This is a genomic window from Pseudomonas sp. P9_2 (genome assembly GCF_034008255.1).
In the GTDB taxonomy this organism is placed as follows: Bacteria; Pseudomonadota; Gammaproteobacteria; order Pseudomonadales; family Pseudomonadaceae; genus Aquipseudomonas; species Aquipseudomonas synxantha_A.
The window spans coordinates 6,000,549-6,016,250 of record NZ_CP125376.1 but is presented as its reverse complement, the minus strand read 5'-3'; the positions used below and the strand labels follow the sequence as shown (position 1 = coordinate 6,016,250).

Annotated in this window: 14 protein-coding genes; 12 read left to right on the top strand and 2 right to left on the bottom strand. The window is 54.7% G+C overall.

Annotation, left to right across the window (positions count from 1 at the left end; all coding sequences use genetic code 11):
- Window positions 1-90 precede the first annotated feature (90 nt).
- The 8 genes from QMK52_RS26385 to QMK52_RS26350 all read left to right on the top strand — a co-directional run bounded on the left by QMK52_RS26385 (window position 91) and on the right by QMK52_RS26350 (window position 9,202).
- A complete protein-coding gene (locus tag QMK52_RS26385; RefSeq protein ID WP_032803816.1) occupies window positions 91-1,197 on the top strand; it encodes a glycosyltransferase family 4 protein in 1,107 nt (368 codons plus the stop codon).
- Window positions 1,194-2,147 carry an NAD-dependent epimerase/dehydratase family protein gene (locus QMK52_RS26380; protein ID WP_005786327.1) on the top strand — a complete coding sequence of 318 codons (954 nt, stop codon included), beginning with the start codon at window positions 1,194-1,196 and terminating at the stop codon, window positions 2,145-2,147. The genes QMK52_RS26385 and QMK52_RS26380 overlap by 4 nt, the downstream gene beginning before the upstream one ends.
- Window positions 2,148-2,181: 34 nt before the next feature.
- On the top strand, window positions 2,182-3,189 hold the full coding sequence (locus QMK52_RS26375; RefSeq protein ID WP_005786329.1) for an MraY family glycosyltransferase: 1,008 nt from the start codon (window positions 2,182-2,184) through the stop codon (window positions 3,187-3,189).
- 91 nt (window positions 3,190-3,280) lie between these two features.
- Window positions 3,281-5,269 carry a polysaccharide biosynthesis protein gene (locus QMK52_RS26370; RefSeq protein WP_005786331.1) on the top strand — a complete coding sequence of 663 codons (1,989 nt, stop codon included), beginning with the start codon at window positions 3,281-3,283 and terminating at the stop codon, window positions 5,267-5,269.
- Between the two features lie 421 nt (window positions 5,270-5,690).
- Complete coding sequence (locus QMK52_RS26365) at window positions 5,691-6,869, top strand: acyltransferase family protein (protein ID WP_005786333.1); 1,179 nt, start codon at window positions 5,691-5,693, stop codon at window positions 6,867-6,869.
- 352 nt (window positions 6,870-7,221) lie between these two features.
- Window positions 7,222-7,554 (top strand): ComEA family DNA-binding protein, encoded by a 333-nt coding sequence (locus QMK52_RS26360; protein ID WP_005786335.1) that lies wholly within the window; start codon window positions 7,222-7,224, stop codon window positions 7,552-7,554.
- 140 nt (window positions 7,555-7,694) lie between these two features.
- Complete coding sequence (locus tag QMK52_RS26355; protein WP_320403658.1) at window positions 7,695-8,339, top strand: GntR family transcriptional regulator; 645 nt, start codon at window positions 7,695-7,697, stop codon at window positions 8,337-8,339.
- A 14-nt stretch (window positions 8,340-8,353) separates the two neighbouring features.
- On the top strand, window positions 8,354-9,202 hold the full coding sequence (locus tag QMK52_RS26350) for an urea carboxylase-associated family protein (RefSeq protein ID WP_005786339.1): 849 nt from the start codon (window positions 8,354-8,356) through the stop codon (window positions 9,200-9,202).
- An 8-nt stretch (window positions 9,203-9,210) separates the two neighbouring features.
- Here the strand turns inward: QMK52_RS26350 and QMK52_RS26345 are convergent, their stop codons facing one another.
- Both QMK52_RS26345 and eat read right to left on the bottom strand, forming a co-directional pair.
- Entirely contained in the window at window positions 9,211-9,378 is a 168-nt protein-coding gene (locus tag QMK52_RS26345; RefSeq protein ID WP_003172675.1) for a DUF2897 family protein, read from the bottom strand.
- Window positions 9,379-9,488: 110 nt separating this feature from the next.
- Window positions 9,489-10,853 (bottom strand): ethanolamine permease, encoded by a 1,365-nt coding sequence (gene eat / locus QMK52_RS26340; protein ID WP_005786342.1) that lies wholly within the window; start codon window positions 10,851-10,853, stop codon window positions 9,489-9,491.
- A gap of 396 nt (window positions 10,854-11,249) precedes the next feature.
- Between eat and kdpF the strand changes: the two genes are divergently transcribed.
- The 4 genes from kdpF to kdpC are packed head-to-tail and all read left to right on the top strand — an operon-like array spanning window position 11,250 to window position 15,690.
- The gene (gene kdpF / locus QMK52_RS26335; protein WP_003218754.1) at window positions 11,250-11,339 is read left to right on the top strand and encodes a K(+)-transporting ATPase subunit F; all 90 of its coding nucleotides are present in this window, start codon (window positions 11,250-11,252) and stop codon (window positions 11,337-11,339) included.
- Window positions 11,340-11,348: 9 nt separating this feature from the next.
- A complete protein-coding gene (gene kdpA, locus QMK52_RS26330) occupies window positions 11,349-13,043 on the top strand; it encodes a potassium-transporting ATPase subunit KdpA (protein WP_005786344.1) in 1,695 nt (564 codons plus the stop codon).
- Between the two features lie 10 nt (window positions 13,044-13,053).
- Window positions 13,054-15,117, top strand: coding sequence for a potassium-transporting ATPase subunit KdpB (gene kdpB / locus QMK52_RS26325; protein ID WP_032803383.1), 2,064 nt, complete (start codon window positions 13,054-13,056; stop codon window positions 15,115-15,117).
- A gap of 27 nt (window positions 15,118-15,144) precedes the next feature.
- Entirely contained in the window at window positions 15,145-15,690 is a 546-nt protein-coding gene (gene kdpC, locus QMK52_RS26320) for a potassium-transporting ATPase subunit KdpC (protein ID WP_005786347.1), read from the top strand.
- Window positions 15,691-15,702 lie beyond the last annotated feature (12 nt).

The window sequence follows — 15,702 nt, the reverse complement described above, 5'->3', positions numbered from 1 at the left end:
GGTTTTTAGTGTGATCACATCGATGAGAAATAGCCAATCTCTGGATCCGGTAATTTGGGCTTGGGCAAGTTATTTGAAAAGGTGCGTAGTGTGAAAATTGTTTATGTCATAACTCGTTCGGATGTTATAGGTGGCGCCAGTGTGCATCTCCTTGATTTGGCGCTGGGCTCATCTAAAGCAGGTCATAGCGTTGATATCCTCGTGGGTGGCGAGGGCGTCTTTAACTCTCGAGCGCGGGATCTGGGGCTGTCGTGCTATTCATTGAAATATCTCGTTCGTGAAATCAGTCCTGGAAAGGATATTCGCGCCTTCTTTGAACTGAGAGCGATGCTTTCCAAGCTAAAACCCGATCTCGTCCACTTGCACTCCTCCAAGGCTGGCATCCTCGGCAGACTGGCCGCTAAGAGTCTTGGTTTGCCAGCGATCTTTACGGCACATGGTTGGGCTTTTACGGAGGGCGTGTCTGAAAAGCGTCGTTTCGTATACCGTAATATTGAGAGGATCATGGCTCGTTTCTCAGACCAGATTCTTACGGTTTCCGAGTTTGACAGGCAACTTGCCTTGAAGGCCAAAGTGGGCGATGAAGATACTGTTCTGACCATCCACAATGGTATGCCCGAGGTCTGTTCCAATAGAGTCGGCTTTACCGAGTCTGATCAAATACGCTTGATCATGGTTGCAAGGTTCGAAGTACCCAAAAACCAAAAATTTCTATTGGAAGCGCTTGCAAAAGTGGAAGCCAAAAACTGGGAGCTTGAATTGGTGGGCGACGGCCCTTCACTTGCGAACGCCCGGAAATTGGCGGCACAGCTGGGAATTAGCGAGAAGGTGGTGTTTTCCGGGGCTTGTGATGACGTTCCGATCAGGCTTTCACGATCTGACATTTTCGTCTTGATTTCTGACTGGGAAGGGCTGCCGCTGACTATATTGGAGGCTATGCGCAGTGGACTTGCAGTCATCGCCTCTAACGTCGGAGGGGTGTCGGAGCTGGTTGCGAATGGTGATAACGGTTTCGTGGTAGAGCGTGGGGATCAGCAAGGGCTGATCGACGCATTGACGCAATTGATTAAATCCGCTGAGCTTCGAAAAAAACAAGGCATTTCAGGTCAATACAGATATCGCACAAATTTTACTTTCGATATTATGTTGGATAAAATTCTGAAAATTTACCAGAAAGTGTTAGACAGGACTAAATGAAAATCCTTATTACTGGTGCGAATGGCTTTATTGGGCGGGCGTTATCCGGGCACCTCGTCAGTTTAGCCAAATACTCAGTTGTCGGCTCTTCCCGCAGGCCCTCTACTGATGTGCCATCTGATATCCAGATGTTTTCGACCGGTGAGGTAGACGGTAATACTGACTGGGATCGTGCCCTGCAAGGCGTTGATACCGTTATCCATCTGGCCGCGCGCGCGCATGTGTTGAATGCGGGGAGCGAAGATCCAGTTACGGAGTTTGAACGAATAAATGTCGAAGGTGCCGTTAATTTAGCAAAGCAATCGATAAAAGCAGGTGTCCGTCGGTTTATATTCATTAGCTCTATTGGAGTAAATGGTGCGGAGACGGATAAGTGTGGTTTTACTGAGAGCGATGAGCCCCGGCCGCATGCAGAATATGCCCGCTCGAAATTAAAAGCAGAGCACACGCTAGCAGAGTTACTTGCTGCAGAGGCGATGGAGTTGACAGTTATCCGGCCTCCTTTAGTGTATGCCGCTGAAGCGCCAGGTAATTTTAATCGTCTCCTGAAGCTGATAGCGTCTGGATTGCCGTTACCCTTCGCCGCCGTGAAAAACAAGCGCAGCATGATAGCGCTGGATAATCTGGTGGATTTCGTTGAGCTGTGTATTGAGCACCCTTTGGCTGCAAACGAACTATTTTTAATTTCTGACGGAGATGATTTTTCCATTGGTGAAATTATCAAACTTCTCGCCTCGGGCATGGAGCGAAAAGAAAAATTGTTCAGCCTTCCTGACACTGTAATACGTTCGGTCGCCAGCGCACTCGGGAAGCGATCGTTATATACGCAGTTGTGTAGGTCATTGGTTGTGGATGCTGCCAAAGCTCAAACATTATTGAATTGGGTTCCTGCGAAAGAAGCCAGTAATGCTTTGGTCGAAACAGGCCGAAAGTTCCGTTTATTAAAGTGATTCACTTCGAATTATTGCAGGTAGGGATAGGCTGATGGCGTTCTGGATAGCGATTATTTCAATAGCGAGTTCCATTCTTTTTACAGGATTATTGCGTCGGTATGCACTCCAGCGCAATGTATTGGATATTCCTAACAGCAGAAGTTCACACTCTGTGCCGACCCCTCGTGGTGGTGGACTGGCAATTGTGCTGGGATTTCTGATATCCCTGGGGTTGATGCGTTCCTTTGATTTGATCGATAACACCTTTTTCCTTGCATCGTTCCTGGCGGGTATAACGGTAGCCGCGTTAGGTTTTCTGGATGACCACGGGCATATTCCTGCACGCTGGCGCCTGTTAGGACATTTTCTCTCTGCGATATGGGCGGTGTATTGGATCGGCGGGCTACCGCCTGTCACGATTTTTGGATTACACGTCAACCTAGGCTGGATTGGCGGGGCGTTAGCCGTTTTGTATGCAGTGTGGATGTTGAATCTTTACAACTTCATGGATGGTATTGACGGCTTGGCAAGTGCTGAAGCCATCTGTGCGTGCTCTTCTGCCGCTCTCATCTATTGGATGTTGGGGTATGAGGAGTTGTTATGGCCGCCTATTTATTTAGCGTTGGCGACGGCAGGCTTTTTCTACTGGAATTTTCCCAAAGCACGAATTTTCATGGGCGACGCGGGCAGCGGCTTCCTGGGAATCACGCTCGCTATTATTTCTCTTAAAGCGGCTTCTTTTTCCTCTACGCTGCTATGGGTCTGGCTGATCTTATTAGGAGTATTTATCGTTGACGCGACATTTACCTTGATGCGCAGGCTACTACGCGGCGAAAAAGTGTATGAGGCACATCGCAGTCACGCTTATCAATACGCCTCACGGCGATTTAATGCCCACGTCCCTGTCACACTGTGCGTAATCTTGATAAACCTGGTTTGGCTCGCACCGATTGCATGGCTTGTTGCATTTGACAGAATTGATGGTGCTGTCGGTATGTTGATCGCCTATGTTCCACTCGTTGTCCTGGCTCTGAAGTTCAAGGCCGGGGTTAAAGAGTAATGTTGTTAGGGGACGGAGTGGCGAGAGCCTAATCGTGATGTGCGTCTATTTAGATTTTAGATTGTTAGAACTGCGAGAGGTTTAGAAATATATGAACTCACTGAGATCGCGCTTATTAAGCCTCCCGCGCAGGTATAAACGTATTTTGCAGGTGATTACTGACGTCTTCTTAGTTTGGTTTGCGCTTTGGTTGGCTTTTGTCGTGCGGATAGGTCTCGATGAAATGATCAATCCGTTTATGCTGCACACCTGGCTTTTTTTGACCGCGCCGATCGTGACTATTCCGCTGTTTATACATTTTGGTATGTATCGGGCGGTTTTGCGCTATTTCGGAAATGATGCGTTAATTGCTATCGTCAAAGCTGTCAGCCTGTCTTCGCTAATTATTGGTGTGGTCGTTTATTGGTACAGTAATCACCAGAATGTAATTCCGCGTTCTATCATCTTTAACTATTGGTGGCTCAGCCTGATCATGATTGGGGGCTTGAGATTAGCGCTGCGCCAATTCTTCCTGGGAGATTGGTTTACCGCTGCTCAACATGTGCCTTTCACCAACCGTGACGATGGTTTGCCGCGTGTAGCTATCTACGGTGCCGGGTCTGCTGGAAATCAGCTAGTCGCGGCATTACGCATGGGCCGCTTGATGAGACCCGTTGCGTTCATTGACGATGATTCCACTATTTCGGATCGGGTAATCTCGGGGCTGCAGGTTTACAAGCCCAAACATATCCAGCGTATGATCGATGCCACAGGGGCTCAAGAAATTTTATTGGCGATACCTTCATCGACGCGCGGGCGTCGTCGGGAAATCCTCGGATTTCTTGAAGGTTTTCCTTTACATGTGCGTAGTGTCCCGGGCTTCATGGACTTGGCCAGCGGTCGTGTCAAAGTTGATGATATTCAAGAAGTGGATATTGCCGACCTGTTGGGGCGCGATCCTGTACCCGCCCAAGAAGATCTGTTGGAGCATTGCATACAGGGCCAGGTGGTGCTGGTTACCGGCGCGGGGGGGTCGATTGGATCTGAACTGTGTCGCCAGATCCTTGAATTGCAACCCACCACCCTGATTCTCTTTGAGCACAGTGAATACAATTTATACAGCATTATGTCCGAACTGGAGGCACGCATACTCAGGGATTCATTGGCGGTAAAATTGCTGCCGATCCTGGGGTCAATACGTCACCAGGATAAATTGGTTGATGTGATGAAAACCTGGCATGTAAATACCGTCTATCATGCGGCCGCTTATAAGCATGTGCCGATGGTAGAGCATAATATTGCGGAAGGTTTTCTGAATAATGTTATTGGTACGTTAAATACCGCTCAAGCGGCTATTATTTCGAATGTTGCTAATTTCGTACTTATTTCGACTGATAAGGCGGTTCGCCCTACCAATGTTATGGGAAGCACCAAGCGGCTCGCTGAGATGACGTTGCAGGCGCTCAGCCGTGAGCTAGAACCTGCTCTCTTCAACGGTGCAGCTACCCCTCAAAATCGTACACGCTTCACAATGGTTCGGTTTGGAAATGTTCTGGGTTCTTCTGGTTCCGTCATTCCTCTATTTCACAAGCAGATCAAATCAGGTGGGCCGATAACAGTGACCCACCCGAAGATCACTCGATATTTCATGACCATCCCTGAGGCGGCTCAACTTGTTATCCAGGCAGGCTCAATGGGCCAGGGAGGAGATGTTTTTGTATTGGATATGGGGGAACCAGTTAAAATCACGGAATTGGCAGAGAAAATGATTCATCTGTCTGGCCTGAGTGTTCGTTCAGATAAAAAACCGCTGGGCGATATCGCCATCGAGTTCACAGGGCTTCGGCCCGGGGAAAAACTCTACGAGGAATTACTCATCGGTGATAATGTCGATGCCACACAACATCCAATGATCATGAGTGCAAACGAAGATTATTTATCGTGGAGCGTATTGAAACCGAGGTTGTCCGAGTTGTTATGTGCTATTGAAAGCCATGACTACAGTAAAGTGCGTCAATTGTTACGCGAAACTGTTAGCGGCTATGCCCCCGATGGTGAAATTGTTGACTGGTCTTATCAACAAAGACGGCTGGAGCCATGAGGTAAGATCTTGGAAGCGGATAACAGTACGGCGGTGCTGTTATCTATGCTTTAAAAACGTTCGCTTTGTTGAATAATTTAATTAATTACAGCGCACTCACGTCAATCAACATCTATTCATCAGAAGGCTTGGTTTGCCGACACGTTGAAATACTCAGCTATCAGCTTCATTGTCTGTCACGACGTGCATTTAGAGTATTTTTTGGCATAACCTCGCCCTTTTCAAGGAGCGTTCGCGCTCTACATTTTCTTCCCCTGCACACCGCTTCCGGAATACAATCCGCTTGGGGCGCTGCACGATGACATTTTCATTGAGCGCTGCCTCGTGATGAGCGGCCGGCCAGAGCCCGCGGCTTGATCATCCATGGAGCTTTTTCAACATAGCCCAAAGCAGGAAGGCATTGCATGAGTAATTTTTCTAAATGAAAACCGAATATTCACTTGAAGTAATTGCACTTACGCTATTGATAATATTGATGTTCATTGCTTTTTCGTCGATATTCAGGTCTAAAATAGAAAGTGCAGAAGTTCAGCATGAATATAAATTCATCAATGGCCTGCGTGGTCTTGCGGCTATATTTGTTTTCATTAATCATGCGCCGTTTGTACTAATAAATTTGGGTGTGAAAAATACAGTTTTTTCTGCGTGGGGACAAATTTACCCGAACCTTGGATCTTTTGGTGTGCAGATTTTTTTCTGCATAACGGGTTTTCTTTTCTTTGATAAAGTCATGAAGAGCAAGCATATCGATTGGGGTGATTTCTTCGTAGCAAGAATCAGGAGAGTGGCTCCGCTTTACTATCTGGCATCGTTCTTGGTATTTATTATTGCGATTTCTTTTGCAGGGTTTGATTTCCTGGATAAAGAGTCTATTACCACTATCGCTGGTCTGGTAACGTTTAATTTCATAGATAACCCAATGAAAATTGGGGGCGTATCGCTTGTGCCTCTGAGTTCCGTGACATGGACGTTGGTGCATGAATGGCGTTTTTATGCAGTGCTGCCAATGGTGGCAATTTTTTACAGGTCGCGCTATAGGTCCATTATCCTGACGGTGGCGATACTGATTGCTGCCATTGACCTGGGCACCTCTGCCGTGGTGTGTTGGGCCTACTTTCTGTCAGGCATGGTGGCGGCGGTTGTTCATAAAAAAAATATCACGAATAAACCGGTTAAATTCTTTTCCATGTTAATTGCAGTGGGTATATTTGTTTGGGTGTGCGGGCTGGTTGATGTCCCCGGCTACGGAGCGTTGAGATTCGCGCTGGCAACAATATTCTTCATATGCATTACAATTTCAAATCCGTACTTCTTGCATTACCAGTTCCTGAACAGGCTCAGTGATATCAGCTACAGTGTTTACCTGCTCCACTTGCCGGTATTGTTTTTATCCTTCAAGCTCCTGTCTGTATTTTTTGATCTTGCTGCTCTTGATAAAGTAACTTTTTGGGTGGCAAATTTCGTGACCATTCCAATCATCGTCGCCTTGTCGACCATTACTTTTGTTCATGTAGAGAAAAGGTTTATGCGCAAGAAACGAGTGGAGCAGACCAACGCCCCCACGGTTGCCTACTCGGAAAAAACAAACGCTGTGATATGAAGTGTGCGGTGCTACTGCATCGGCCTCTTTGTTCCGCCTACTGTCCATCGGTAATGCCGGGGCCGCCGAGTTCGCTGCGGACCTTGATATTATCGATGTTCATTAGGAAGGTGGTTGGATATTCCAGGCACCGCCCGCGACTTGAATTTGCGATTCTGTGCGAAGATTTATCAGGCGAACGTCGGCACCAACCGTTGCTTGACGGCAGGCGTTTACTGGCCTGTACACAAAAAGCCGAACTCTTTCATACCTTGAAATACCCCCATTTTTGACACCCTCCATCTTTCGCCTAATGTAGAAATGCAGCTTCGGAAAGCTGCTTTTCTCTTACCGATGTCATGGAGCGTCACCAATGCAAAACCTCTACATTTCATCCCTCGTCTTCGCGTTCCTCACTAGCCTCTCCGTCGCCACCATCGCTGCGCCCTCCATCAAGCCGGAAGCTTCAAGCCCAATCTCCACCCAAATGACCAAGATCGAACAATCCACCAAGGTCAACCTCAACGCCGCCGATGCCGAAACCCTGCGCCGCGACCTGTTCGGTATCGGCGCTTCCAAGGCGAAGGCGATCGTTGCGTATCGCGAAAGCAACGGTCCGTTCACGGCGGTGGATGAGTTACTGGAAGTAAAAGGCATCGGTAAAGCACTGCTGGAGAAGAATCGCGACAGATTGGTTATTAATTGAAGATGCGAAGATAGCCCCAGAAGGCCGGTCATTGACCGGCCTTTCCTTTATCAAAGCTGCGTCTATTTCCTCTCAGGCCGCGTTGGCATGAAACGTGATTACATTCAACTCAACGATTGTTCAACAATCTTGAGGTGTACATGACGCCCAGCTTGTCTTTAGCCGACCAAATCGCCCTGGAATTACGCGCCGACATCATCGGCGGGCGGCTGCTGCCGGGTGTGTCGCTCGTCGAGGCCGAGTTGGTCAAGGGCTACAACGCCTCGCGCAATACTATCCGTGAGGCGCTGCATCGCTTGGGCCAAGAAGGGCTTACCCGCTATGTCCGCAATAAGGGCGTAATGGTTCGGCGCCTGGAGCGGGCAGAAGTACGTGACCTCTTCGTAGTCCGCCGCACCCTGCAATTGCAGGCCATAGCCCAAAGCGGTCCGCTGACGGACACTCAATCAGGCCGCATGCAAAACGCTATCGACGCCACCACCCTGGCCCGGGAGCGCGAAGATTGGCGAGCGGTGGCTACCCACAGTCTTATGTTCCACCAACAGATCGTCGCGTTGATGGATAGCCCACTGTTCGATGAGTTTTTTGCCCAGGTGATCGCCCAGCTGCGCCTGGTGTTTTGCGCCGCGCCGGATGAGCAGCGTTTCCAGTTACCCTGGCTGGAGCGCGACCATGAGATATACACGCTGCTGACCAGCAACCGGACGCAGGCCGCCAGCGAGGCGATGAGCCTGTACCTGGATGATTCCGAACGCCTTTCCCTCGCCTTGTTTGATCACCCTTGATGGAGGCATACCCCATGTACAAAGACTATCCCGCCGCTTACCAAGTCAGCAAAGGTTCGGCGTTGCAGGTGGATACGGCGTTCTATGAACGTATTCGTGATCGCAAGGATCAGCGCACGTTGATCGAACAGTTCGAGGTACCGATTCGTACGGGGAGGGCGTGGAAGGTTCCGGCAGGGCATGTGTTTCGTGTGACCACACCGGTGGGTCCACAGGTGGGCGACTTCAACGTGTGGAACGCCAATGACCCGCGCGAGCGTTTATGGGCTGCGCGCACGAGGCAATTGCAAGGCGCCCATGTCAGCACCCATGACCGCTTGTGGTCGAACCTGCCCTTTCTAAGGCCGCTGGTGACCATCACCGACGACAGCCTCGCCAGCTACGGCATCGATGAACACGGCGGACGCCTGCACGATTTGCTTGGCACGCGCTGCGACCCTTATGTGAACCGTATGCTGACCGGTGAGGATTTCCATCACCACTGTCACTCAAACCTGACCCGTGCAGTATTGCCCCACGGTCTGACAGAATTCGACGTGCATGACGTGTTGAATATTTTCCAGTGCACGGGCCTCAATCACGATGACATGTACTTTATGAAAGCCTGTCCGGCGCAGAAGGGTGATTACCTGGAGTTTTTTGCCGAGATTGATTTGCTGTGTGCGTTGTCGACGTGCCCTGGCGGGGATTTATCGCTGCCGATGTGGGGGCCAGATGCGCAGGACCCGCTAACGGTTTGTCGTCCGTTGGGGGTGGAAATCTACCGGTTGGAGGACGCGTTGCTAGGTGGCTGGAGCCAACCGGAACGTGCTGCCTACAAAGGGCAGCACGGCTTGCATATTGCCAAGGCGGATTGGGAGTAACTCAAGATTCAGCGATCCTGCGCATCCTTGGCATCCGCCTGCGCATTGCGCTCGGCCACGCGTTTACGTTGTTCGTCGGTGAGTTCGACTTTGTTGGCGCTGTCGCGCAGCATCATCAGCCCTCCGACGATCGATCCGATTGCGACTACCATAATCAACCACGCATACCACGGCATAAGGCTCTCCTTGAGGCAGATGTCCGTGGGAAAGTTTCCCACGGTAATGACTGCTTTGAGTCACGGGCTTTCTGAGTAGTTCAGTGTAGGCCCGTTCTGCCTCGCGGGCGCTATAGTCCCGTCAACATCGCATCTGCCGGGGCGTCGGCGCGGTCTTGCGCAGTCAGTTGGAAATAGATGAAGCCTGCCAGCATAAAGCCCAGGAAGATCAGCCCGATCAGGGCGTTGAACCAGGCCATCGCCACCAGGCACACCACTGCCAGTACCAGTGCAATACCCGGCACGATGGGGTAGCCCGGTGCGCGAAAGGTGCGTTCCAGCATGGGCTCGGTCTTACGCAGTTTGAACAGGCTGAGCATGCTCATGATGTACATGACGATGGCACCGAACACCGCCATGGTGATCATCGCCGCGGTCAGGGTCATGCCGCCCAGGTTGATCAGGCCGTCGCTGTAGATGGCCGCGATGCCGACTAGGCCGCCGGCGATAATTGCTCGATGGGGTGTCTGAAAACGCGACAGTTTGGCCAGGAAAGGCGGCAGGTAACCGGCGCGGGCCAGGGCGAAGAACTGGCGCGAGTAGCCGAGGATGACGCCGTGGAAGCTCGCCACCAACCCAAACAGGCCAATCCACACCAGCATGTGCAACCAGCCGGAGCTTTCGCCGACTACGGTTTTCATCGCCTGGGGCAGTGGGTCGTTGATGTTCGAGAGGGTGCGCCAGTCACCCACGCCACCGGCGAAGAACATTACGCCCATGGCCAGGATCACCAGGGTGAGGATGCCGCTGATATAGGCTTTTGGAATCGTGCGCTTGGGGTCCTTGGCTTCTTCGGCAGCCATGGCGGCGCCTTCGATGGCGAGGAAGAACCAGATGGCGAAGGGGATCGCAGCAAACATCCCGGCAATCGCCGGGGCGCCGAAGGTGTCGGAACCGGCCCAGCCGTTGAGGGCGAAGTTGCTGAAGCTGAACGCCGGCGCGACCACGCCCATGAACACTAGCAGTTCGGCGACGGCGAGTACGCACACCACCAGCTCAAAGGTCGCGGCAAGTTTGACCCCGAGGATGTTCAGGCCCATGAACATGATATAAGCGCCGACGGCGGCGTGCTTGGGATCAAGTGCCGGGAATTGCACGTTCAGGTAGGCGCCGATGGCCAGGGCAATTGCGGGCGGGGCGAAGACGAATTCGATCAAGGTAGCCAGCCCGGCAATCAAGCCGCCTTTTTCACCAAAGGCGCGACGGCTGTAGGCAAAGGGGCCTCCGGCATGGGGAATGGCGGTAGTCAGCTCGGTGAAACTGAAGATGAAGCAGGTGTACATCGCGGCGACCATCAACGAAGTGACCAGAAAGCCCAAGGTGCCGGCCACACCCCAGCCGTAGCTCCAGCCAAAGTACTCGCCGGAAATCACCAGCCCCACGGCGATGCCCCAGAGATGCAGGGTGCCTAAGGTGGGTTTGAGTTGTGTGTTCATTGTGGGGTGCTCCCTGAAGGGGTTGGAATGATTCAGGGTGTTGCAGTGGTTATGCCAGGCTGCGGAGCCCTGTCGCAAAGCAGTGCCTATGTCGCCTGCGGGACGGTTTGGCGTTTGAATGTGGCTTGGCGTGCACCAGATAAGGGCGGTGGTGTCTGACCTGCCGCCATCGCGGGCAAGCCCGGCTCCCACATTTGGAATGCACTCCACTGTGGGAGCCGGGCTTGCCCGCGAAGAGGCCCTCCCAGCCACTGCAAATCCCGTTGTAAACCCCGCATAAACCCACTCTTTACGCCATCTTTACGCCCCACCCGGCGCCTTGCTCTCGTTCCTTTACACCCCTCCTGGGGACAATGCCCTCACACGCGGCAATCGCCGCAAGACGGGGAAATTTCCATGAGCGTTCTGGACGGAGTGTCACTGCTATTGGCCGTGGCGCTGTTCATTTATCTGCTGGTTGCGCTGTTACGCGCGGATCGGAACTAGGAGCGGGCTATGCACAGTTATGACTATTGGCTGATCATCGCCTTTTTTGCCGTGGTACTGGTGCCAGCACCGTTTTTGGGGCGGTTCTACTACAAGGTGATGGAAGGCCAGCGCACGTGGTTGACGCCGGTGTTGGGGCCTGTCGAAAGGGCCTGTTATCGCCTCTCGGGCGTGGATGCGCAGCAGGAACAGAGCTGGCAGAAATACATGCTGGCCTTGCTCGCGTTCAACCTGGCGGGCTTCTTGTTGTTGTTCTCGATCCTGTTATTCCAGGGCTCCCTCCCACTGAATCCGCAGAAGTTGCCGGGTCAGGAATGGACCCTGGCGTTCAACACCGCCGTCAGTTTCATGACCAATACCAACTGGCAGAACTACAGCGGTGAGGCGTCCCTAAGTTATCTCAGCCAGATGGCTGGCCTCACTGTGCAGAACTTCGTCAGTGCGGCGACCGGTCTCGCTGTCCTGGTTGCCTTGTGCCGTGGGATCGGGCGCAAATCTGCCCATACCCTGGGCAACTTCTGGGTCGACATGACCCGCGCCACCCTCTACGGCCTGCTGCCGTTGTGCCTGGTGCTCGCACTGTTTCTGGTGTGGCAGGGCGTGCCGCAAACCTTCGCCCACTATGTTGACGCCGTCACGCTGCAGGGCGTGGACCAAGTGATTCCCTTGGGCCCGGCCGCCAGCCAGATTGCGATCAAGCAACTGGGCACCAATGGCGGCGGCTTCTTCGGGGTGAACTCGGCGCATCCGTTCGAAGACCCGACAGCCTGGGCCAACCTGTTCGAAGTGGCCTCGATCATTCTGATCCCGGTGGCGTTGGTATTTACCTTCGGCCACTACGTCAAGGACCTGCGTCAGAGCCGGGCGATCCTCGCGTGTATGCTGGCGCTGTTCCTGATCGGCGGCGCGACGTCGCTGTGGTCCGAGTACCAGCCCAATCCGACCCTGAACAACCCGGCCGTGGAGCAAACCGCACCGCTGGAGGGCAAGGAAACACGCTTCGGTACCACCGGCACCGTGCTGTGGTCGGTGACCACCACCGCGGCATCCAACGGCTCGGTCAACGGTATGCAGGACAGCCTCAGCCCGCTGAGTGGGATGGTGGCATTGGTCAACATGATGGTTGGCGAAGTGATCTTCGGCGGCGTTGGTGCTGGCATGTACGGCATGTTGCTTAACGTACTGATCGCGGTGTTCCTTGCCGGCCTGATGATCGGCCGCACACCGGAATATCTGGGCAAGAAACTCCAGGCCAAGGAAGTGCAATTGCTGGTGGTGACCCTGCTGGTCATGCCGGTCGGCGTGCTGGTGTTGAGTGCCATCGCCGCCAGCCTGCCGGGCCCGGCGGGCGCGATCAGTAACCCTGGCCCCCACGGCTTCAGTCAGTTGCTTTACGCCTATACCTCGGCCAGTGCCAACAACGGTTCGGCGTTTGCCGGCCTCGGCGCCAACACCGCGTTCCATAACCTGATGCTCGGCCTGGGCATGTTGATCGGTCGCTTTGGCTACATCCTCCCGGTGCTGGCCCTGGCTGGCAGCCTGGCGATGAAGAAGGCCGCACCGATTGGCCAGAACAGCTTCCCCACCCATGGCGCGCTGTTCGTCACCTTGTTGACCGTGACCATTTTGCTGGTGGGCGGCCTGACTTTCCTGCCGACGCTGGCGCTGGGTCCTATCGCTGAACACCTGAGCATCGGCTTCTGACCAAGGGGATATGAATATGAACATGCCTGCAAAAAACGCGGCCCCGGTCAAAACCCAGGAGCCTGCCAAAACCGCCATCTCGGCGCTCTGGCGCCCGGCGCTGGTCCAGGCGTTCGTCAAGCTGGACCCACGCCAACTGCAACGTTCGCCAGTGATGCTGGTGGTCGAACTGACTGCCATCCTCACCACCGTATTGTGCTTCGTGCCCGATACCACCGTGCCGACCTTTGTCGCCGTGCAAATCGCCGTGTGGCTGTGGTTCACCGTGCTGTTCGCCAACTTCGCCGAAGCCCTGGCCGAAGGCCGCGGCAAGGCCCGCGCCGACAGCCTCAAGGCTGGCAGCGAAGGTTTGAGCGCCCGGCGCCAGGAGGCCGATGGCAGCTTCAAGGTGGTGCCGGCCACCAGCCTGCGCAAGGGCGATGTGGTCCGTGTTGCCGCGGGGGAAATGATCCCCGGTGACGGCGAGGTCGTCGAAGGTATTGCGGCGGTCAACGAAGCGGCGATCACCGGCGAATCCGCCCCGGTCATCCGCGAGTCCGGCGGTGACCGCTCGGCCGTTACCGGCAACACACGGCTGGTGTCCGACTGGCTGCTGATTCGCATCACCGCCAACCCGGGTGAGTCCACGCTGGATCGCATGATTGCGTTGGTGGAAGGCGCCAAACGCCAGAAAACCCCCAACGAAGTCGCACTGGATATCCTGCTGATCGGCCTGACCCTGATCTTCCTGCTGGTAGTGGTGACCTTGCAGCCGTTCGCGCATTTTGCCAATGGCAGCCTGCCTCTGGTGTTTCTGGTCGCACTGCTGGTGACGCTGATCCCCACCACCATTGGCGGCTTGTTGTCGGCCATCGGCATTGCCGGCATGGACCGCCTGGTGCGTCTCAATGTGATCGCCAAGTCCGGCCGCGCCGTGGAAGCGGCGGGGGATGTGCATGTGTTGTTGCTGGACAAGACCGGCACCATCACCTTCGGCAATCGTCGTTGCTCGGCCGTGGTCGCGGCGCCTGGGGTCAGTGGCCGGGAACTGGCTGAAGGCGCGTTGCTGGCATCCTTGGCCGATGACACGGCGGAAGGCAAATCCATCGTTGAATACCTGCGTGCCTTGCACCCGCAGGCCGAGCCAAGCCTGGATGAATTGACCGCTGTACCCTTCAGCGCCGAGACCCGCTTGTCGGGTGTCGACTATCAGGGCCGCGTGTTCCGCAAAGGCGCCGTGGATTCGCTGCTGGCGTTTATCGGCCAGCCACGCAGCGAGCTTTTACCTGCGCTGTCGCGGGAAATCGACAAGATCGCCCAAAGCGGCGGCACCCCATTGCTGGTCTGCGCCGATGGCAAATTGCTCGGTGCGATCCATCTCAAGGACGTAGTCAAGCCCGGCATCCGCGAGCGGTTTGCCGAGTTGCGCAAGTTGGGGATTCGCACCGTGATGGTCACTGGCGACAACCCCCTGACCGCCGCCGCGATTGCCGCTGAAGCCGGGGTGGATGACGTGCTGGCCGAAGCCACGCCAGAGAAGAAACTCGCGCGTATTCGCCATGAACAAAACGATGGTCGCCTGGTTGCCATGTGCGGCGACGGCGCCAACGACGCCCCGGCGCTGGCTCAGGCTGACGTCGGCATGGCCATGAACGACGGCACCCAGGCCGCGCGCGAGGCGGCCAACATGGTCGACCTCGACAGCGACCCGACCAAGCTGCTGGACGTGGTGCAGATCGGCAAGGAATTGCTGGTAACCCGTGGCGCGTTGACGACCTTTTCCATCGCCAACGACGTGGCCAAGTACTTCGCAATCCTGCCGGCGCTGTTCGCCTCGATCTACCCGCAACTGGGCGTGCTCAACATCATGCACTTGCAGAGCCCGCAGAGCGCGATCCTCTCGGCCATTGTGTTTAACGCCTTGATTATCGTGGTGCTGATTCCTCTGGCGCTGCGCGGTGTACGGGTGCAAGCGGCGAGTGCGGCGGCCTTGCTGCGGCGCAACCTGCTGATTTACGGCCTGGGCGGGCTGTTGGTGCCGTTCGTGGGTATCAAAGCCATCGACATGCTGCTGACGGCGCTGCACCTGGTTTGACCTGTCTGATTTATTGAGGATTTGACTATGACAAACATCATCCGCCCAGCCCTGAGTCTGCTGGTACTCATGACCCTGATCACCGGCGTCGCCTACCCGCTGGTGGTCACGGGCGTGGCGCAAGTGGCCTTCCCCGACCAGGCCAATGGCAGCCTGGTGCACGACGCCAGCGGCAAGGTGCGCGGCTCCAGCCTGATCGCCCAGGACTTTACCGGCGACAGCTGGTTTCATCCACGCCCGTCAGCAGGAGCCTTTGCGACGGTGTCCAGCAGTGCCAGTAACCTGGGCCCCAGCAATCCGGCCTTGGCGACCCGCATAGTCGAGGATGCCGGCAAACAATCAGTGCCTGGCCAGGGCCCGGTGCCACTGGCCTCGCTGACGACCTCCGGCAGCGGCCTTGATCCACACTTGCCACCGCAGGCGATTGCCTATCAACTGGCGCGAGTGGCGGCAGCGCGCAATGTGCCGGTGGCGACCTTGCAGCGGTTGCTGGATGAGCACATCGAAAGCCCGTTGGTAGGGCCGCCGGTGGTAAACGTCCTGGCGCTGAATATGGCTTTGGAAGCGTTGTAAGCAAGGCGATCG

Coding starts and splice junctions, on each gene's coding strand:
- QMK52_RS26365 (WP_005786333.1), top strand. CDS start 5,691: ATGAAAACCGAATATTCACTTGAAGTAATTGCACTTACGCTATTGATA.
- kdpF (WP_003218754.1), top strand. CDS start 11,250: ATGAGCGTTCTGGACGGAGTGTCACTGCTATTGGCCGTGGCGCTGTTC.
- kdpC (WP_005786347.1), top strand. CDS start 15,145: ATGACAAACATCATCCGCCCAGCCCTGAGTCTGCTGGTACTCATGACC.
- QMK52_RS26345 (WP_003172675.1), bottom strand. CDS start 9,378: ATGCCGTGGTATGCGTGGTTGATTATGGTAGTCGCAATCGGATCGATC.
- QMK52_RS26380 (WP_005786327.1), top strand. CDS start 1,194: ATGAAAATCCTTATTACTGGTGCGAATGGCTTTATTGGGCGGGCGTTA.
- QMK52_RS26360 (WP_005786335.1), top strand. CDS start 7,222: ATGCAAAACCTCTACATTTCATCCCTCGTCTTCGCGTTCCTCACTAGC.
- eat (WP_005786342.1), bottom strand. CDS start 10,853: ATGAACACACAACTCAAACCCACCTTAGGCACCCTGCATCTCTGGGGC.
- QMK52_RS26350 (WP_005786339.1), top strand. CDS start 8,354: ATGTACAAAGACTATCCCGCCGCTTACCAAGTCAGCAAAGGTTCGGCG.
- QMK52_RS26355 (WP_320403658.1), top strand. CDS start 7,695: ATGACGCCCAGCTTGTCTTTAGCCGACCAAATCGCCCTGGAATTACGC.
- kdpA (WP_005786344.1), top strand. CDS start 11,349: ATGCACAGTTATGACTATTGGCTGATCATCGCCTTTTTTGCCGTGGTA.
- kdpB (WP_032803383.1), top strand. CDS start 13,054: ATGAATATGAACATGCCTGCAAAAAACGCGGCCCCGGTCAAAACCCAG.
- QMK52_RS26370 (WP_005786331.1), top strand. CDS start 3,281: ATGAACTCACTGAGATCGCGCTTATTAAGCCTCCCGCGCAGGTATAAA.
- QMK52_RS26375 (WP_005786329.1), top strand. CDS start 2,182: ATGGCGTTCTGGATAGCGATTATTTCAATAGCGAGTTCCATTCTTTTT.